Raw genomic sequence first — 18,280 nt, 5'->3', positions numbered from 1 at the left:
AGAACAGTCTCAGGCCGGCACCCGGCGGATGATCGCGCCCAGTGACTGCAATTTCTCTTCGATGCACTCGTAACCACGATCGATGTGGTAAATGCGGTCGACCAGGGTGTCACCTTCGGCGACCAGACCGGCAATGACCAGACTGGCCGAGGCGCGCAGGTCGGTAGCCATGACCGGTGCGCCCTTGAGCCGCTCGACCCCGGTAATGATCGAGGTGTTGCCCTCGACCAGAATATGGGCGCCCATGCGGTTCATTTCCTGGCAGTGCATGAAGCGGTTCTCGAACACGGTTTCGATCACCGTACCGGTCCCCTCGGCCACTGCATTCATGGCCACGAACTGGGCCTGCATGTCGGTCGGAAAGGCCGGATAGGGTGCGGTGCGCAGGTTGATCGCCTTGGGCCGGTTACCCTTCATGTCCAGGCTGATCCAGTTTTTGCCGGTATCGATCTGGGCACCGGCTTCTTCCAGTTTGAGCAGTACCGCTTCAAGAATCGACTCGTCGGTATCCTTGAGCTTGACCCGGCCCCGGGTCGCAGCCGCAGCCACCAGATAGGTGCCGGTCTCGATCCGGTCAGGCATCACGCTGTGACGGGCAGCACCCAGACGCTCAACCCCTTCCACCACGATGGTGTCGGTGCCATGGCCCTTGATGTTGGCGCCCATGGCGATCAGGCAGTGGGCCAGATCGACCACTTCCGGCTCGCGCGCGGCGTTTTCGATCACGGTACGGCCCTTGGCCAGGGTCGCGGCCATGAGAATGTTCTCGGTACCGGTTACGGTCACGGTGTCAAAGAAGATATGCCCGCCGCGCAGCCCGCCTTCCGGTGCGCGAGCCTTGATATAGCCGCCGTCAACCTCGATCTGCGCGCCCATGGCTTCGAGCCCCCGAATGTGCAGGTCTACCGGCCGGGTCCCGATGGCACAGCCACCAGGCAGCGCAACTTCGGCATAGCCGAAATGGGCAACCATCGGGCCCAGTACCAGAATCGAGGCGCGCATGGTCTTGACCAGTTCATAGGGCGCTACCAGGCTGCTGATGCTGCGTGGGTCTACCTCGACGTTCAGCCGCTCATCGACCACCGGCTGCACACCCATGCGCCCGAACAGCTCGATCATGGTGGTGATATCGTGCAGATGCGGCAGATTGCAGATGGTTACCGGGCCGTCAGCCAACAGGGTTGCGGCCAGGATCGGCAGGGCCGAGTTCTTGGCTCCGGAAATGCGAATTTCACCGTCCAGTCGGTTGCCGCCGGTGATGATCAGTTTGTCCATACGGTATCTCTTGGTTAGGCGCCGCTCAGGCGCGGCTGGCCCAGGCTTGGCGGGTAAAGAACTTCATGGTCACCGCATGGATTGCACCGCTCTGGATCTGGTCGTTGAGCAATGCGTAAATCTGTTGCTGGCGTTTGACCGGCGACAGCGCCGCAAGGCTGTCACTGATCACGTTGAGCTGAAAATTGCAGCCTTCGCCCTCCACTTCGACCTGGGCGTCGGCCAGGCTGGACTCGATAAGCTGCTTGACTTCACTGGCCTGCATTTACATCTCTCCACTGCGGCATGACCGCAAAACTTCGATTGTCGACTGGCGCGCCTCAGGCGTCCAGCCATTCATCCAACCCATAGACCTCAGCCATGCTGCGCAGACCAGCGGGCATGCCTTCAACCTTGAGTTCGACCGAGCGCTCTTTCAGAGCCCGCGCCGCTACCAGCAGCAGTGACAGGCCGACACTGTTGGCACGCTCGACCTGGGACAGGTCCAGCACCACGCTCTGCTGGACATGGCGCATGGCGGCGATGATTTGCTCACGCAGGTCCTTGGCGGTGTCGAAGTCAAGATTGCCTTCGACCACCCAGCGACCGGGCTGGGCGCGGCTCTCAATCAGCTTGGCTTTCACTCGGCGGCCCCATTGTTTTCAAGGGTTTCGGCGATCACGCCGCCCCAACCGTCGATCACTGCGTCGAGATTGTTGCGGTTGGCCTGCATGGCCTGGGCGAACTGATCACGGAACAGCAGGCCGATGTTGATGCCTTCAACGATCACATTGCGCATCATCCATTTGCCGTCGACCAGGGCCATGGTGTAGTTGACCTGATAAACGTTGCCGCTGGCAGTGTGGATTTCCATGGTCACGTTGGTCCGGTCCGGACGCTGCTGATCACGCGCGGTCGGCGGCAACACCTTGATTTCGCCACTGTTGAACTCCAGCAGAGCGTTGCCGTAGAACTGCACCAGGCTGCGCTTGAAGGTGTCAACGAAGCGCTCGATCTGCTCGTCGGTCGCGTTGCGGCTGAAACGCACGGTCATCACGCTGCGGGCAATGCCCTGGTAATCGATGACCGGCTCAAGAATTTCGTTCAGGCCGTTCAAAAAGGCCTCGGAATCCTGCTTGTACAGCTCACGATTGGCGTCCAGCACCTCAAGCACCCGCTTGGAGGAGTCCTCAACGATCTGATACGGCGTAGCACTAGCCTGAGCCAGCACCGGCAGGCTGCACAGCAGAGCAAAGAAAGTGGTGAGTAGGGCTCGCATCGGTTACTCCAGTTTTTAGTCGTCGTTACTGACCGTATTGAACAGGAAACGGCCAATCAGTTCCTCCAGCACCATGGCGGACTGGGTATCGTAGATCTCGCTGCCGTCGACCAGGAAGTCGTCTTCGCCACCCACGCTGATGCCGATATATTTCTCGCCCAGCAGCCCGGCGGTAAGGATTGAGGCGGAGCTGTCGGCTGGCAGGGTGTCGATATCGCCACGAATAGCCATCTCCACCCGGCCGGTGTAGCGGTCCTTGTCGAACTCGATGGCGGTAACCTGACCGATGGTAACCCCGGCCATGGTGACTCGGGCCCGAGTGGTCAGGCCGGAGATGTTGTCGAAGTGGGCATGCACCTTGTAGGTGTCCCCGGTGGCGTTCACGGTCAGACCACTGACACGCAGGGCCAGCACCAGCAAGGCCAATACGCCGATCAGGATGAACAGGCCAACGGTCAATTCCAGAGTACGGGTACGCATGATCGGTTTCCTTGGCTGATCAGAACATCAAAGCTGTAAGAATGAAATCAAGGCCGAGTACGGCCAACGAGGCATAAACTACGGTACGGGTGGTCGCCCGGCTGATACCCTCGGAAGTCGGCTCGCAGTCATAACCCTGGAATACCGCAATCCAGGTCACTACGAAGGCGAACACCACGGCCTTGGTCAGACCGTTGAGCACATCATGAGTAAACTGCACCGAGTTCTGCATGTTTGCCCAATAGGAGCCGGAGTAGACTCCGAGCCAGTCCACGGCGACCATGGCGCCGCCCCAAATGCCGACGACGCAGAAAATCAGCGCCAGCAATGGCATGGAAATAAAACCGGCCCACAGACGCGGCGCAATCACGTATTTGAGCGGGTCAACGCCGATCATTTCCATGCTCGACAACTGCTCGGTAGCCTTCATCAGGCCGATCTCAGCGGTCAGCGCAGAACCGGCACGACCGGCGAACAGCAAGGCGGTCACTACCGGCCCCAGCTCACGCAGCAGCGTCAATGCAACCATCTGGCCGACGGCCTGTTCGGAACCGTAGTCCTTGAGGATGTTGTAGCCCTGCAGGGCCAGCACCATGCCGATGAACAGGCCAGACACCACGATGATCGCCAGCGACAGCACACCCACGGCATAAAGCTGCTTGACCAGCAACTGGAAGCCGTTGCCAAAACGCGAGCGGCCGACCAGCGCGTTAAACAGAAACACCCCGGAACGGCCCGTCGCAGCCAGTACATCCAGACCTGAACGGCCGATCAGGGCCACCCGATCGATCATAGTCTTCACGCCTTGCGATCTCCTTTGAGCAGGTCATCCATATAACGGCTCGCCGGGAAGTGGAACGGCACCGGACCATCCGGCTCACCCTTCATGAACTGGCGAATGCGTGGATTGTCCGAATTCATCAGTTCGTCCGGGCGCCCGTGACCCAGCACCTGGGTATCGCCAACCACATAGATGTAGTCAGCGATGCTGGCGGTTTCGGTCAGGTCGTGGGAAACCACAATGCTGGTCAGTCCCAGCGCGTCGTTGAGCAACCGGATCAGACGCACCAGCACGCCCATGGAGATCGGGTCCTGGCCGACGAATGGCTCGTCGTACATCATCAACTGCGGGTCCAGGGCAATCGCCCGGGCCAGTGCCACCCGCCGCTTCATGCCCCCGGACAACTCATCGGGCATCAGGCCAATGGCACCGCGCAACCCCACCGCCTGCAACTTCAGCAGCACGATGTCACGGATCATGTCTTCAGGCAGATCGGTATGCACCCGCAACGGGAAGGCGACGTTCTCGAACACCGACAGATCAGTAAACAATGCGCCACTCTGGAACAGCATGCCCATGTGCTCACGGGCCCGGAACAGGGCATCGCGCCCCAACTCGGGAATATTCTGACCATTGACCAGGATTTTGCCGCCATCCGGGCGTAACTGCGCGCCGATCAGACGCAAAAAAGTGGTCTTGCCGCAACCGGACGGGCCCATGATGGCCGTTACCTTGCCACGCGGGATACGGATATTGACCCGATCAAAGATGATCCGGTCGCCGCGCCTGAACGTGACGTCTTGCAGCTCGACGATGTAATCCGAAAACTCGGTCATAGAGGGACTCAGCCTTAAGTCTGGACGGATGTCGGCTAAAATGAACGCGGTAATATACCAGCTCCCCCCGCCCGGCCCAAGCCGCGCAACATCCGCTTACCGATTATGCCCGCCGTGGCGGGCAGGGTCATAGCGCCAGAGCTGGTGAGTTGTCGCTCACAAACCGCTATACTGGCGCGCTAACCTGAATACCGATGGCGAGTTCATGTCCGATTTTGATTACATTGCCTCCGCCCGGCGCACCATCAGCCTCGAACGCGATGCGGTCGACAGCCTGCTGGCGCGCCTGGACGACACCTTTATTCGAGCCTGCGAGACCCTTCTGGCCTGTACCGGCCGGATCGTGGTAACCGGCATGGGCAAATCCGGCCATATCGGCCGCAAACTCGCCGCCACCCTGGCCAGCACCGGATCGCCGGCATTTTTCGTCCACCCCGGTGAAGCCAGCCATGGCGACATGGGCATGATCACCAGCGAAGATGTGGTGATCGCCCTGTCCAACTCCGGCAATACCGCCGAGGTCGTCACCCTGCTGCCCTTGATCAAGCGCCTGGGCGCACCACTGATCAGCCTGACCGGCAACCCCGAGTCGACCCTGGCCGAAGCCGCGGTGGCCAACCTCAACACCGGCGTCGAGCAGGAAGCCTGCCCGCTCAACCTGGCCCCGACCTCCAGCACTACTACCGCACTGGTCATGGGCGACGCCCTGGCCATCGCCCTGCTTGAGGCGCGCGGCTTCAGCGCCGAAGACTTCGCCTTCTCGCATCCGGGCGGTAGCCTGGGCCGGCGCCTGTTGCTGCTGGTTGACGACATCATGCATGCCGGCGAGCGCATGCCGCTGGTCAGCCCCGACACACCGCTGCGCGATGCCCTGCTGGAAATGACCCGCAAAGGCCTGGGCCTGACCGGGATCGTCGACGCCGAAGGCAAACTGGCCGGGATCTTCACTGACGGCGATCTGCGCCGCACCCTGGACCATGATGTCGACCTGCGCAGCGCCAGCATTGCCCAGGTCATGACCCCGCGCAGCAAGACCGTGCGCAAGGGCATTCTCGCTGCCGAAGCTCTGAAAGTAATGGAAGACGCCAAGATCAGCGGACTGTTCGTGGTCGACACCGAAGGCCGCCCGGTTGGCGCGCTGAACATGCACGATCTGCTGCGCGCGGGGGTAGTATGAACCTGAGTCACTCACAACTGCTTGAACGGGCCCAGCAGATCCGCCTGGCGATTTTCGATGTCGATGGCGTCCTGACCGATGGCCGGCTGTTCTTCATGCCCGACGGCACCGAGTTCAAGTCGTTCAACACCCTCGACGGCCACGGTATCAAGATGCTGATCGCCTCCGGCGTCGAGGTTGCAATCATCAGCGGCCGCCAGTCGCCACTGGTTGAGCGACGCGCCGCCAACCTTGGCATTCGCCACCTGATCCAGGGCCGCGAAGACAAGCTCAACGCACTGGCGGAACTGCGCCAGCAGGTACCGGTCGAACTGTCTCAGATAGCCTTTCTCGGCGATGACCTGCCAGACTTGCCGGTGATCCGCCGGGTCGGCCTTGGCATGGCGGTAGCCACTGCCGACAGCTTCGTTCGCGAGCAGGCCCACGGCATCACCCAAGCTTGTGGTGGCGCTGGTGCCGCCCGGGAATTCTGTGAACTGATCATGCACGCCCAGGGCACCCTGGACAGTGCAAGGGCCGCCTACCTGTGAAATTGCAACTGCCCCGCTACCTGCTAACCGGCGCGCTGGCCATCCTGGCTACCGTGGTGGCATTGGCTGTGGGCTATTGGAACATCGGCCTGTCGCGTTACACTCCGGCACCGCTGGTCACTGACCCGGCCCAGCCGGATTTCTTCATGGAAAATCCGCGCATTCTGCAGCGCAATGAAGAAGGCCGACCGCGCTACCGCCTGGAAAGCGAACAGGCCCGCCACCTGGCCAGCAACGACAGTACCGAACTGAGCGCCCCGCGCCTGCTGTTCTATCGTGAAGGCGAGGCACAACCGTGGGAAACCATTTCCCGCAAGGCCTATACCTACGATAACGCCGACCGGGTTGAACTGGTCGGCGATGTGCAGATCGAGCAGCGCCTGCCCGGCCAGCCGCGGCGCAAGCTGAGCACAGAGGCATTGACCGTGTTTCCGCCCCGTGATTACGCGGAAACCGACCAGGACGTTAAAATCGAGGCTGCCCGCGGCGTCACTACCGCCACCGGCATGCAGCTATACTTCAACGACGGCCGCGTAACGCTGCTGTCCAATGTACGAGGCCAACATGAGGTGCGCTAACCCTCTGCTGCTCACTGCACTACTGCTTACCCCTTCGCTGCCTGCGCTGGCACTGCCGAGCGACAGCGAACAACCGATTCGCATCCAGGCCAACAGCGCCACCCTGGATGATCGCAACAACACTGCGGTCTACACCGGCAACGTGATTGTCACCCAAGGCACCATGCGCCTGACCGGCAACCGGGTGACGCTCAATACCGATGCCAATGGCGAGGTCAGCAAAATCGTCTCGGTCGGCAGCCCGGCCACTTACCGGCAGACCCCCCGCGAAGGCCAGACGCCGATCAACGCCCGCGGTCTGACCATCGAATATCACGCCGATGTCGAACGGATCATCCTGATCGAGCAGGCCTTCCTCGAACAGGACAGCAACACCTTCCGCGGCGAATACGTCACTTATGACATTCAGCGCCAGGTAGTCGATGCCGGCCGGGCACCGGGCGCCAGCGGCCCCAGCGCCAGTGGCGACGAACGCATCGAAATCATCATTCAGCCGCGCAGACGCAGCGAGTAAGCCAGCCATGACAACCCTAGAGGCGCGCCACCTGGCCAAGGCCTACAAGGCCCGCAAGGTGGTCCGGGATATCTCGGTCACCATCAACAGCGGCGAGATCGTCGGCCTGCTGGGCCCCAATGGCGCCGGCAAGACCACCAGCTTCTACATGATCGTCGGACTGGTAAAGGCCGACGAAGGGCATATCCTGATCGACGGCAAGGACATCACCGCCCTGCCAATGCACGGCCGCGCCCGCCAGGGGATCGGCTATCTGCCCCAGGAAGCCTCGATCTTCCGCAAGCTGTCGGTAGCCGACAACATCATGGCGATTCTGGAAACCCGCAAGGACCTGAACCGCAAGGGCCGGCTGGGCAAACTCGACGCCCTGCTGCGCGAGTTCCACATTCACCACCTGGCCGACACCAAGGGCATGAGCCTGTCCGGCGGCGAGCGCCGCCGCGCCGAAATCGCCCGGGCCCTGGCCAGCGAACCCAAGTTCGTACTGCTTGACGAACCCTTCGCCGGGGTCGATCCGATTTCGGTCAACGACATCAAACAGATCATCCAGCATTTGCGTGACAAGGGGATTGGCGTGCTGATCACCGACCACAATGTGCGCGAAACTCTCGACATCTGCGACAAGGCCTATATTGTCAACGACGGCCATATCATCGCTGAAGGTGACGCTGAAGCTGTGCTGTCCAACCAGTTGGTCAAAGATGTCTATCTTGGGCACACCTTCCGCCTGTAAAAGCACACACATTTCAGGCATGCTAGAGGCCTGTACGGTTTATTGGTTAACACCCGCCGCACAGGCCGACAGGGAGGGTGGGCCTGGCCTCGGAATGGTTAGACTCAGCGCATAAGGTATTTCGCCAAACAATGAAACCCACGCTCGTCCTCAAGATGGGGCAGCAGCTGACCATGACCCCTCAGCTGCAGCAGGCCATTCGACTACTCCAGCTATCCAGCCTCGATCTTCAACAAGAGGTTCAAGAGGCCATGGAGGCCAATCCGCTGCTGGAAATGGCCGACGACGGCGATGACGACTATCCCAGCGCCAGCCAGGAAAACGGCCTCGACAGCGACGACGCACCGGCAGTCACTCTGCCCGAGCCAGTCGAGCTTGACTCCATCAGCCCGCACAGCGACGACGAAGGCAACTGGAACGAACAGATCCCCAACGAGCTGCCGGTCGATACCCAATGGGAAGATGTCTATCAGACTTCGGCCAGCTCACTGCCCAGCAACGATGACGAAGACTGGGACTACACCTCGCGCACCGGTACCGGCGAAACCCTGCAGAGTCACCTGGAATGGCAGCTCAACCTGCTGCCGATGTCCGATACCGACCGCATGATCGCCACGGCCCTGATCGATGCGATCAACGCCGACGGCTATCTTGAAGAAACCCTTGAAGAGATTCTGGCCTCCTTCGATCCGGAACTGGAGATCGAACTGGACGAGGTCGAAATGGTCCTGCACCGCATTCAGCAGTTCGAACCGGTCGGCATTGCCGCCCGCGACCTGAGCGAATGTCTGCTGCTGCAACTGCGCCAGTTGCCAAGCGACACCCCGCTGCTCGAACAGGCGATGAAGGTGGTCAAGGATCACCTGGAACTGCTCGGCAACCGCGACTTTGCCCAATTGATGCGCCGTACCCGGCTCAAGGAAGACCAGTTGCGGGTGGTCATCGCCCTGATCCAGACCCTGAACCCGCGCCCAGGCGCAGAGATCGCCTCTGGCGAGCCGGAATACGTGATCCCCGACGTGATCGTGCGGCGCGACAACCAGCGCTGGATCGTCGAACTGAACCAGGATGCCGTGCCCAAGGTCCGGGTCAACGGCCACTACGCCTCGATGGTACGCCGGGCCGACAGCAGCGAAGACAACACCTACCTGCGCAACCACCTGCAGGAAGCCCGCTGGTTCATCAAGAGCCTGCAGAGCCGCAACGAAACCCTGATGAAGGTTGCCAGCCAGATCGTCGAGCATCAGCGCGGGTTCCTCGAGCACGGCGAAGAAGCCATGAAGCCTCTGGTCCTGCACGACATCGCCGAAGCGGTAGGCATGCATGAATCGACCATCTCGCGGGTCACCACCCAGAAATACATGCATACCCCGCGCGGAATCTTCGAGCTGAAGTACTTTTTCTCCAGCCACGTCAGTACCAGCGAGGGCGGCGAGTTCTCCTCCACCGCTATCCGGGCACTGATCAAAAAGCTGGTTGCAGCGGAAAACCCGAAGAAACCATTGAGCGACAGCAAGATCGCTGGTTTACTTGAAGAACAGGGGATCCACGTAGCCCGACGGACCATCGCAAAGTATCGCGAGTCATTGAACATCGCCCCGTCGAGCGAACGAAAGCGTTTGGTTTAACCCATACAGATCAATGAATTCGGTAGTAACAAGTGGCAACATGGGTACCAACACCGGTACCCGGTAACAACAGCCAACCAGGAGAAGCCGTATGCAACTAAACATTAGCGGTCATCAACTCGACGTCACCGAATCCCTGCGCGACTATATCAACGAAAAAATGGCCCGCCTTGAGCGGCACTTCGACAGGATCACCAATGTTCAGGTGACCCTGGAAGTCGAGAAGCTGCGCCAGAAGGTCGAAGCCACCCTGCACATCGCCGGGGGCGAAGTGGTCGCCAACGCCGAGCACACGGATATGTATGCAGCGATTGATTTGCTTACCGACAAGCTCGACCGGCAGCTGATCAAGCACAAGGAAAAACACCTGGATCGCCAACAAGGCGCCAACGACCGTTAATCCCGGCCCAACAGAGTCATGCAAATAACCCACATACTGACCCCCGAGCGCACCTTCTCCGGTGTGCAAGGGGGCTCGAAGAAACGTGTGCTGGAGCTGATCGGCAAGCTGATTGCCCAGCACACCGACCTCGACGCCGACACTATCTACGAAAACCTGATTGCCCGGGAAAAGCTGGGTTCGACCGGCTTCGGCCACGGCATCGCCATTCCCCACTGTCGGCTCACCGGCTGCGAACAGGCCGTTGGCGCCTTGCTGCAACTGGAAAGCAAGATCGATTACGACGCTCTGGACGGCGAACCGGTAGACCTGATTTTCGTATTGCTGGTCCCCCAGGAAGCCACCGAGCAACACCTGCAGATTCTCAAGATGCTGGCCGAAAAGCTTGACCAGGCCGAGCTGCGCGAAGCACTGCGCAAGGCTCCGGACGCCAGCAGCCTGTACCAGACAATGGTCGGCAGCGACGGGAGCTAAACATGCGTCTGGTTGTGGTCAGTGGCCGTTCCGGCTCAGGCAAGAGTACCGCCCTACACCTGCTGGAAGACAACGGCTACTACTGCATCGACAACTTGCCAGCCGGCCTGCTGCCAGAGCTGGCCAAGGAAGCCAACAACACCGAGCTGAACCTGCCCAAGGTGGCAATCAGCATCGATGCACGCAACCTGCCCAGCGACCTGCGGCGCTTCCCCGAGTTGCTCAAGCAGGTCCGTGACGCCGGCATTCGCTGCGATATTCTGTTTCTTGCCGCCACCGACGAAGTGCTGATCAAGCGCTTCTCCGAGACCCGGCGCAAACACCCTCTGACCGACAGCAGCCACTCGCTAGCCGAGGCCATCGCCGAAGAACTACGCCTGCTTGAGCCGATCATCGACCTGGCCGATCTCAAGATCGACACCAGCCACCTGACCCTCTATCAGCTGCGCGAACAGCTCAAGCAGCGGCTGCTCGGCAGCGATGCCAAGCAGCCCTCGATCCTGATTCAGTCATTTGGTTTCAAACGCGGCGTGCCGGTCGATGCCGACCTGGTTTTTGACGTGCGCTGCCTGCCCAACCCATACTGGAATCCTGACCTGCGGCCCTATTCGGGCAAGGACCAGCCGGTCTGCGAGTTCCTTGAGGCCCAACCGGATGTTCAGGAAATGTACCAGGACATCTTCCAGTTCCTGCAAAAATGGCTGCCGCGCTATGCCGCCGGCGAGCGCAGCTACATGACCATCGCTATCGGCTGCACCGGCGGCCACCACCGCTCGGTCTACCTGGCCGAACGTCTGGCCCGGGAACTGGGCGACACCAGCACCAACAACCTGATCCTTCGTCATCGCGACCTGCCCTGACCATGCCGACTACCCGCGTTCAAATCATCAACAAACTTGGCCTGCACGCCCGCGCAGCCGCCAAATTCGTCGGCGTCGCCAGCCGCTACGGCTGCCAGGTAAAAATCGGTCAGAATGAACAAAGCCAGGTCGATGGCAAAAGCATCATGCAAGTGATGATGCTCGCCGCCAGCAAAGGCAGCGAAGTCAGCATCACCTGCGAAGGAGAACAGGCCGAGCAGGCTATGGAAGAACTGCTGGCCCTGATCAATGATTATTTTGGCGAGGGTGAATAGATTCAGGCACTGAAGCCGGGGCCTACGCGCCGCCCACCGTCATCCCATCCACCAACCAGCTCCCGGTCAGATAGTTGCCGCGCCGCTCCACATCGCTGCCAACACAGCGCAATTGACGGAACATATCGCGCAGATTACCGGCAATGGTGACCTCCTTGACCGGATGCACGATCTGGCCATTTTCGACCCAGAACCCACCAGCACCCCGTGAGTAGTCACCGGTCACCCCGTTGACACCCTGCCCCATCAATTCCGTCACCAGCAGCCCCGTGCCCATTTCCGCCAGCAGCGCATTCAGATCGCCGGCATTGCTGGTAATGTGCAGATTGTGAACCCCGCCGGCATTGGCCGTACTGGGCAGACCGAGCTTGCGTCCGGAATAGCTGCTGAGCATCCAGCTCTTGAGTGCCCCATCCTCGACGAAGGCCTGCTCCCGAGTGGCCAGCCCCTCGCCATCGAAAGCCGCACTACCCAATGCCCGCAGCAGATGCGGGCGTTCATCGACCGTCACCCAGGCAGGGAACAGCGGCTTGCCGAGGGCATCAAGCAGAAAGGTCGACTGGCGATACACCGCACCACCGGCAATCGCCCCCATCAGGCTGCTCAGCAGACCGGCGGCCTGATCGGCCACAAACAGCACCGGCACCTTGGCGGTCTTGATCGAGCGCGCCCCGATCCGCGCCAACGCCCGTTCGGCCGCCTTGCGCCCCAGAGCATCGGCCGCAGGCAACAGCTCAGCCTGGCGATCAACGCCATACCAGTAGTCGCGCTGCATACCCTCATCGCTGTTGCTGATCATTACCGCCGAAACACTGTGGCGGGTACCAAGCGAACTGCCAATAAACCCATGGCTATTGCCGTACACCCGGCAACCCTGCTGACTGCTGACGTGAGCCCCGTCGCTGACCAGCCGGGTATCCAGCGCCAACCCAGCCGCCTCGCAGGCCAGCGCCCGCTCAATGGCCTGTTCAGCGCTCAGCTGCCAGGGGTGGTAAAGGTCCAGATCCGGCAGATCCCTGGCCATCAGCTCAGGATCACCAAGCCCGGCATAGGGGTCTTGCGAAGCATGCCGGGCAATCGCCAGCGCCGCTTCCACTGCTGAACGAATCGCCTCATCGGAGGTATCCGAAGTGCTGGCCGAGCCCTTGCGCTGGTCCAGATAAAGGGTGATACCAAAGCCCTGATCACGATTGAACTCGACCGTTTCCACCTCGCCCTGACGCACGCCAACCGACAGCCCGGTATTCTGGCTGACCGCCACCTCACAGGCCGATGCGCCCTGGCGGCGGGCCTCGTCGAGAATAAAGGCCACGCGCTGCTCCAGATGCAGGCGCAAGCCTTGGGGATCGTCGTGTTGTACGGCGGGATTGGCAGTCATGTCACCTCCTGATAATCAGGCCCCTAGTCTACCCCATCCAGAGCCGGACAGCCGTCCCGCAACCGGGTATCATATTGGCTGATTCAATACCAACGGTATCACGATGACCGAGTTTCACGATGAACAGCAGTTTGATGAGGACGAAGGCGTCAGCAAGAGCCAGGTCAAGCGCGAACTGCAAGCCCTGCGCGACCTGGGCCAACGCCTGCTCGAGCTCAAGCCGGAACAGCTGGCCAAGCTCGAACTGACCGACAAACTGCGCCTGGCACTGGCCGAAGCCCACAGGCACACCGCCCGTGGCGCGCTCAAGCGCCACATGAGCTTTGTCGGCAAGCTGATGCGTGACCAGGATATCGAAGCGATCCAGGCCTTTGTCGACCGTCTGGACAGCAGCAGCCAGGCCCACGCCCAGCACTTCCACCAGCTCGAACGCTGGCGCGACCGCATCCTCAGCGGCAACCCGGACGAACTGGAAGCCTTCATCAGCAGCTATCCCCAGGCAGCCAGCGAGCGCCAGACTCTACGCCAACTGACCCGTCAGGCAGCCAAGGAAGCCAAGGAAAACAAACCACCAGCCGCCGCCCGCAAGGTCTTCAAGCTGATCAGAACGCTGGTTGAAGAGTAAGCACAGCCGTCCCGAATAACTCGTTTATTCGGGAACTGGGCAACGAAGAGCGCTTCATCCACGCAGCGCCGCCTCGATCGCAGCAATGTCGATCTTGCGCATTTGCATCATCGCCTCGAAAACACGCTTGGCCGTAGCGGGATCGGGGTGCATGAGCGCCTGGGTCAGGACAACCGGCGTTATCTGCCAAGACAACCCCCACTTATCCTTACACCAACCACATTCGCTTTCCTGGCCACCGTTTCCAACAATCGCATTCCAATAACGGTCCGTCTCCTCCTGGTCCGTGGTTGCGACCTGAAACGAGAACGCCTCACTGTGCGTGAACTCGGGACCACCGTTAAGCCCCAGACACGGGATACCCATCACGGTGAAATCAACGGTCAGCACATCCCCCTTCTTACCCGCCGGATAATCTCCCGGTGCGTAGAGAACTGCACCGACGGATGAGTCAGGGAAGGTATCCGCGTAGAAGCGCGCGGCCTCTTCGGCATCGCCGTCGTACCAAAGGCAGATGGTGGTCTTGGCTGGTGTTTTCATGTCTTTGCTCCTGTTCGGCTCTGGGTATCACACCTGGTAGTCGCACGGAGAAAGAGCAAATCGACATGCCCGGCAAAGAAATGAGCTACAACAACGCCTTGAGGGCTTCCAAACTATCGGGCCCGCCCGCCAGCCGCACACAACCCTTTGCCTCCTGCTCCCATGAAGCAGCAGAAGACAGATGCAGGTGAACAGCAACCCGTGACGCAATCTCTCCGCTTAGCAGACCGGCAGGCACCCAGATCCAGCCTGTATCACGCAGCACGTTGGGCACAGGGCTGCCACAGACCGAACAAAAATCACTGCGGTAGCCGGTTGGTTTTTGAAATGAACTGATCCTGGATTCGCCGGCAACCCACCGGAAGCACTCTTGCCGCACAAACGTAGCGGCATTGGCTGTCGACCCAGTGGCCTGACGACACAGAGAACAATGACATTGATAGAGATTAGGCAGATCCCCTTCAATCTCAAAAGCCACCTCACCGCAGAGGCACACACCCTTCATGGATCATTAACTCCCTGCTATGCCTTTTGCTGCGCACGATGGTATGCAACAAGCGCATTGGCGTGACCATGACCAATGCTGTGCTCCGATTTAAGAAAAGCCACTTGCTCCATATGTTTACGCTCTTTCACAGAGTCAAGAATGGCAAACCAGTGAGCAACGGGCTTTCCATAGGCCTTCTCAATAGATGGAAAGTAAGAGGCAGGCCCTTTGACTTTCGTTTCGGCTGTCATATTGAGTCCTCAGGTTTTGGTGTAGGAAGCATAGCGGCAGGGGCGGAAAGCTGGTAGTTAACGTCGCCATAACTTGCCGCCTGAAGCGCAGCGTAAGGCGGTCAAATTGATGGCTTTGTTACACATTTTTCATGCCTGAGTAATGTGCAACAACCTTATCATTCCACTTTAAGAGTAACTTCGTTCTCTTTGCATGATTCAGAACTAGCTCGCGATCTTCTGCTAAATATTTTTCTTTTTTGTAGATATAATTTTGAAATTCATAGACCTGTCTCACAAGACTATACATTGGTTTTGAATGTATGCCTGTGCAAGTCTGAAACTCTATCGGCTCATTAATATCATATATTGGTTCGACTCGATCCAAATGCTGAAAGTACAATATGCCCTTACCCGAAGGGTAAGGCGGAAGTGTATGTTTAGCCAAATATGAATCAAAGCTATTGTAATCACCCATGAAATCTGATTGAAATCTCTTATCCAAGGACCTACCCATAATCGGTTGATAAAGATGTATGGAAGGTTTAATTATTGGTTTTCTTATAAGCGGGTGCTTAATTTTTCTAGCTATCGAAAAATCACTAGTATGCATCATGTAAGGGTTTTCTCCATCAAGCCTAGTAAAACGGCTTTTGGGAAACGGAAAACCACAACGTGCGGAAAAAAGGAAATCACTGGACATATTAATGATCAAGATATTATTTATTCTCAACCCCATACAAGATGGCTGACTATGAAATACTAGTGATTCTGTTCCAAAGGCATTTAAACCAACCCCGTCACCCTCGATCGGATAGATAGCAATCATTCGATCTTTTTGACTTATCCTCGACTTGATATGAAAGCTGGGCTGAATATTGGTGGGGTTACCTTGAATAAAATGATATGCAATCCAAAGTCCTACACGAACTTTATCCATCCAATCCATAAAATCTATGTATTCATTACTTGTTAGAGCGCCTCTATCAAGCAACGTCAGAACATAGGATTTTGCTCTACCTTCCAGATTTGAGTATTCCGTATTGCAGCTCTCACACGCTGGAACACAGAAATTTAACCAATCAAATCTAATAGTTCGACCGTCTCTAAAATTTGTACCAAAATTTACAACTCTTTTGGGGTCTCCAGTTAACTCAATCAGCCACTGAGGAAGTATGTGCTCTCGATTCTTTTTTTCTGGTGGGTTTCCACAAAAAACACAGAATCTATTTGAGGTCATTCGATATATCCGTTGATGTGTAACGCCAATATAAAACGCACGCCGGAAGGAGCGTCGCTTTGATATTTTTGTTATGCATTCTTCCCCAAGCTTTCTTCAAGGTTTTTTATCTCTTTCGGAAGAACATACAAGTAAGAAATTAAGTAGTCGAGAAGTTCCACCATATGCTTGGCCAATACCTGATCCGGCTCCTTCTCCATGTCAAAATGGGCACCTAAGTTTCCTCCATCCCGTATTGCATGTGACAAGGAGGTTAGTGGTGCGGCCAAATCTGTATCACTCTTTACATATTCAATGAGTCGCATGAGAGAAACGTTCCTCTTTTCCTCAGGAACAAGATACTTAAAAATACCTTCCAGTGTACGTCGTGCACATACTGCTGTCGCGGCGTAGTTTCTAGAATTGTAAGCATCAATAGTTGAGATAAACGCATTTTGGAGAGCCTGCGGTATATCGGATTGAAATTCTGACGCAGGATAATGGTTCTTCGCGGGAGGATACATATAGACTGCTTCAGGATTCCTTTCATCGCTCTTCGGAGACCTTTCTGCCCTCACCGCCCAGAACCTCACCAGCTTACTACAGCCTGGGCATTTTGCAGATGAGGCAACTGCAAGACGGTGAATATCATCTTGCGCATTTGATAATGTAAATACACCTCTTTCTCCGCAATGGGGGCACACCGTAGAAATACCTGAAGGAGTTTTCGAGGCTCCTACCGCGGTCCATGCCCTTATTGAGCTAGAAGGAACTAGTTGCATTTAGATCACTCCTTGTATTGCATAACGCCAAAGTCAGCCGCGTTGTTTTTGCGTCGGCTGGATTTTTTTGTTAGGCCATTTATTTGTACGGCCATCCATCGTCTTCTTCCGCATAAACGGAGACATCCTTTGGGGTGTGCAAATTAAGCTCTTCTATCTCCACGCTGTAGGGATGCACTGTATCAAACTGCAAACTTAAATCTGCCTGCACTATTTCATAACAATGAACTGTTCGCTCGACAGTTTCCCACGGGATTAGCACTTTATCCTCGCTGTCATAACTTGCCGTTTCCAAATTGTCGTATGACACGTCGGCCTCAAACTCAATCGTCGCGGTTAGCTCAAACTGTGCTTCTGCTGGTTGCCCGTCCGTACCATGGTTCAATGCGATCAGGTATGCTGAAATGCCTCCAATCTCAGTAACTCTTGTTTCATTTACTTCACCGTCTTGATCGGCAAGAATGAAGCCAAGCCACTGAAATTGTTGCTCTAGCTGACTTTCTATTTCCTCCAAGTTTTCTTCTAGCAATTGTTGAGCTGTCGGAGCTAGTTCTTCGAAGTAGGAAGTGACCTTACTTAAAAATTCCTCTAGTGAACGCACTACAGACAAACGAGGAAATTGCCCCTCTATTCCAAGCATGTCTGAATCTTGACTCACAACAATTACATCTTCTTGCATAGACTCTGCCCACTCGCTCAACGTCGATAAGACGAAAGCATCTGGAAATTCGCGTTTCTTCTTACCGTACCCGAACGGGGGAGATTTCTTAAAATAGCAATCAAATACAAATCTCGTATCAGCCTCTGCTACTGGTACAGTATCTGCTTTGGCATCTTTCAGAAACTGCTCAAGTTGCTCCACTAATTGCGCACCGACAGATGCTTGCTCGATATCCTCAAATACTACCGACTCATTGAGCGATGGAACATTTCGAAGCACCTTGGCTGTGGCTCTAATTTTCCTCAGTGCTTGCGATGCTTTTCCAACATCTTCGTAAATGTTTGCTTTTATCTCCTCTATGGTTACATCCGTAACCAGCAAATTGGCGCGCTCATCGAGAACAGCCTCCTTAAGAGCAACAAACGAAGAGTGCATATAATTGTAGTTTTTGCCAATAAATATTGATGAATCGACAAAAACATTTAGCGCTCTCAGCCCGTCAATTCCCATCGTAGTTTTGCTCACGTTTTTTTGCCTAACGCCGCCAGCACGCGCGGCT

General features: G+C 57.2%; 25 protein-coding genes. 11 read left to right on the top strand and 14 right to left on the bottom strand.

Annotation, left to right across the window (positions count from 1 at the left end; genetic code table 11):
* Positions 1 to 9: 9 nt before the first annotated feature.
* Genes murA through C2846_RS17795 form a run of 7 tightly spaced genes read right to left on the bottom strand, consistent with a single transcriptional unit; the run spans position 10 to position 4,630 of the window.
* The gene (murA, locus tag C2846_RS17825; protein ID WP_080048286.1) at positions 10 to 1,275 is read right to left on the bottom strand and encodes a UDP-N-acetylglucosamine 1-carboxyvinyltransferase; all 1,266 of its coding nucleotides are present in this window, start codon (positions 1,273 to 1,275) and stop codon (positions 10 to 12) included.
* Positions 1,276 to 1,300: 25 nt separating this feature from the next.
* Positions 1,301 to 1,540, bottom strand: coding sequence for a BolA family protein (locus C2846_RS17820; protein ID WP_080048287.1), 240 nt, complete (start codon positions 1,538 to 1,540; stop codon positions 1,301 to 1,303).
* 55 nt (positions 1,541 to 1,595) lie between these two features.
* Entirely contained in the window at positions 1,596 to 1,898 is a 303-nt protein-coding gene (locus tag C2846_RS17815) for an STAS domain-containing protein (protein ID WP_080048288.1), read from the bottom strand.
* The gene (locus C2846_RS17810) at positions 1,895 to 2,533 is read right to left on the bottom strand and encodes an MlaC/ttg2D family ABC transporter substrate-binding protein (protein ID WP_119702128.1); all 639 of its coding nucleotides are present in this window, start codon (positions 2,531 to 2,533) and stop codon (positions 1,895 to 1,897) included. Before C2846_RS17810 ends, C2846_RS17815 begins: the two co-directional genes overlap by 4 nt.
* 15 nt (positions 2,534 to 2,548) lie before the next feature.
* Positions 2,549 to 3,013 carry an outer membrane lipid asymmetry maintenance protein MlaD gene (gene mlaD, locus C2846_RS17805; RefSeq protein WP_080048290.1) on the bottom strand — a complete coding sequence of 155 codons (465 nt, stop codon included), beginning with the start codon at positions 3,011 to 3,013 and terminating at the stop codon, positions 2,549 to 2,551.
* Positions 3,014 to 3,032: 19 nt separating this feature from the next.
* Positions 3,033 to 3,806 carry a lipid asymmetry maintenance ABC transporter permease subunit MlaE gene (gene mlaE / locus C2846_RS17800; protein ID WP_080048291.1) on the bottom strand — a complete coding sequence of 258 codons (774 nt, stop codon included), beginning with the start codon at positions 3,804 to 3,806 and terminating at the stop codon, positions 3,033 to 3,035.
* A 5-nt stretch (positions 3,807 to 3,811) separates the two neighbouring features.
* Positions 3,812 to 4,630, bottom strand: a complete 819-nt coding sequence (locus tag C2846_RS17795) for an ATP-binding cassette domain-containing protein (protein ID WP_080048292.1) — start codon at positions 4,628 to 4,630, stop codon at positions 3,812 to 3,814.
* Positions 4,631 to 4,835: 205 nt separating this feature from the next.
* Between C2846_RS17795 and C2846_RS17790 the strand changes: the two genes are divergently transcribed.
* The 10 genes from C2846_RS17790 (at position 4,836) to C2846_RS17745 (ending at position 11,799) form a co-directional block, all read left to right on the top strand.
* Complete coding sequence (locus tag C2846_RS17790) at positions 4,836 to 5,807, top strand: KpsF/GutQ family sugar-phosphate isomerase (RefSeq protein ID WP_080048293.1); 972 nt, start codon at positions 4,836 to 4,838, stop codon at positions 5,805 to 5,807.
* Positions 5,804 to 6,337 (top strand): KdsC family phosphatase, encoded by a 534-nt coding sequence (locus C2846_RS17785; protein ID WP_080048294.1) that lies wholly within the window; start codon positions 5,804 to 5,806, stop codon positions 6,335 to 6,337. The genes C2846_RS17790 and C2846_RS17785 overlap by 4 nt, the downstream gene beginning before the upstream one ends.
* Positions 6,334 to 6,915, top strand: a complete 582-nt coding sequence (gene lptC, locus C2846_RS17780) for an LPS export ABC transporter periplasmic protein LptC (RefSeq protein ID WP_080048295.1) — start codon at positions 6,334 to 6,336, stop codon at positions 6,913 to 6,915. Before C2846_RS17785 ends, lptC begins: the two co-directional genes overlap by 4 nt.
* On the top strand, positions 6,902 to 7,429 hold the full coding sequence (gene lptA, locus C2846_RS17775) for a lipopolysaccharide transport periplasmic protein LptA (protein WP_080048296.1): 528 nt from the start codon (positions 6,902 to 6,904) through the stop codon (positions 7,427 to 7,429). The genes lptC and lptA overlap by 14 nt, the downstream gene beginning before the upstream one ends.
* Before the next feature lie 7 nt (positions 7,430 to 7,436).
* Entirely contained in the window at positions 7,437 to 8,162 is a 726-nt protein-coding gene (gene lptB, locus C2846_RS17770) for an LPS export ABC transporter ATP-binding protein (protein WP_080048297.1), read from the top strand.
* Between the two features lie 131 nt (positions 8,163 to 8,293).
* Positions 8,294 to 9,790, top strand: coding sequence for an RNA polymerase factor sigma-54 (locus tag C2846_RS17765; protein WP_080048298.1), 1,497 nt, complete (start codon positions 8,294 to 8,296; stop codon positions 9,788 to 9,790).
* Positions 9,791 to 9,881: 91 nt separating this feature from the next.
* Positions 9,882 to 10,190, top strand: a complete 309-nt coding sequence (hpf, locus tag C2846_RS17760; RefSeq protein ID WP_080048299.1) for a ribosome hibernation-promoting factor, HPF/YfiA family — start codon at positions 9,882 to 9,884, stop codon at positions 10,188 to 10,190.
* Between the two features lie 18 nt (positions 10,191 to 10,208).
* Positions 10,209 to 10,664, top strand: a complete 456-nt coding sequence (ptsN, locus tag C2846_RS17755) for a PTS IIA-like nitrogen regulatory protein PtsN (protein ID WP_080048300.1) — start codon at positions 10,209 to 10,211, stop codon at positions 10,662 to 10,664.
* Positions 10,665 to 10,666: 2 nt separating this feature from the next.
* Positions 10,667 to 11,524: an RNase adapter RapZ gene (rapZ, locus tag C2846_RS17750; RefSeq protein ID WP_080048301.1), complete on the top strand. Its 858-nt coding sequence runs from the start codon at positions 10,667 to 10,669 to the stop codon at positions 11,522 to 11,524.
* Between the two features lie 2 nt (positions 11,525 to 11,526).
* Positions 11,527 to 11,799 (top strand): HPr family phosphocarrier protein, encoded by a 273-nt coding sequence (locus tag C2846_RS17745; protein ID WP_080048302.1) that lies wholly within the window; start codon positions 11,527 to 11,529, stop codon positions 11,797 to 11,799.
* Positions 11,800 to 11,821: 22 nt separating this feature from the next.
* Here C2846_RS17745 and pmbA read toward each other — a convergent pair whose 3' ends face one another.
* Positions 11,822 to 13,177 (bottom strand): metalloprotease PmbA, encoded by a 1,356-nt coding sequence (pmbA, locus tag C2846_RS17740; protein WP_119702127.1) that lies wholly within the window; start codon positions 13,175 to 13,177, stop codon positions 11,822 to 11,824.
* 103 nt (positions 13,178 to 13,280) lie between these two features.
* Here pmbA and yjgA point away from each other — a divergent pair, with 103 nt between their 5' ends.
* Positions 13,281 to 13,802: a ribosome biogenesis factor YjgA gene (gene yjgA / locus C2846_RS17735; protein WP_080048304.1), complete on the top strand. Its 522-nt coding sequence runs from the start codon at positions 13,281 to 13,283 to the stop codon at positions 13,800 to 13,802.
* A gap of 54 nt (positions 13,803 to 13,856) precedes the next feature.
* Here the strand turns inward: yjgA and C2846_RS17730 are convergent, their stop codons facing one another.
* The 6 genes from C2846_RS17730 to C2846_RS17710 form a co-directional block, all read right to left on the bottom strand.
* Positions 13,857 to 14,342: a VOC family protein gene (locus C2846_RS17730; protein ID WP_080048305.1), complete on the bottom strand. Its 486-nt coding sequence runs from the start codon at positions 14,340 to 14,342 to the stop codon at positions 13,857 to 13,859.
* 85 nt (positions 14,343 to 14,427) lie between these two features.
* Positions 14,428 to 14,847 carry a GFA family protein gene (locus tag C2846_RS19235; RefSeq protein ID WP_080048306.1) on the bottom strand — a complete coding sequence of 140 codons (420 nt, stop codon included), beginning with the start codon at positions 14,845 to 14,847 and terminating at the stop codon, positions 14,428 to 14,430.
* 17 nt (positions 14,848 to 14,864) lie between these two features.
* A complete protein-coding gene (locus C2846_RS17720; RefSeq protein ID WP_080048307.1) occupies positions 14,865 to 15,080 on the bottom strand; it encodes a DUF4287 domain-containing protein in 216 nt (71 codons plus the stop codon).
* A gap of 118 nt (positions 15,081 to 15,198) precedes the next feature.
* Complete coding sequence (locus C2846_RS18585) at positions 15,199 to 16,299, bottom strand: hypothetical protein (protein WP_131038239.1); 1,101 nt, start codon at positions 16,297 to 16,299, stop codon at positions 15,199 to 15,201.
* 71 nt (positions 16,300 to 16,370) lie between these two features.
* A complete protein-coding gene (locus tag C2846_RS17715; protein WP_119702126.1) occupies positions 16,371 to 17,060 on the bottom strand; it encodes a DUF4145 domain-containing protein in 690 nt (229 codons plus the stop codon).
* Between the two features lie 79 nt (positions 17,061 to 17,139).
* Positions 17,140 to 18,280 (bottom strand): PIN domain-containing protein (locus C2846_RS17710; RefSeq protein ID WP_205890274.1); only part of this gene is annotated, 1,141 nt, incomplete at its 5' end.

Source organism: Pseudomonas jilinensis, assembly GCF_003586265.1.
Classification (GTDB): Bacteria; Pseudomonadota; Gammaproteobacteria; order Pseudomonadales; family Pseudomonadaceae; genus Halopseudomonas; species Halopseudomonas phragmitis.
This window is presented reverse-complemented; position numbering and strand designations above follow the sequence as displayed.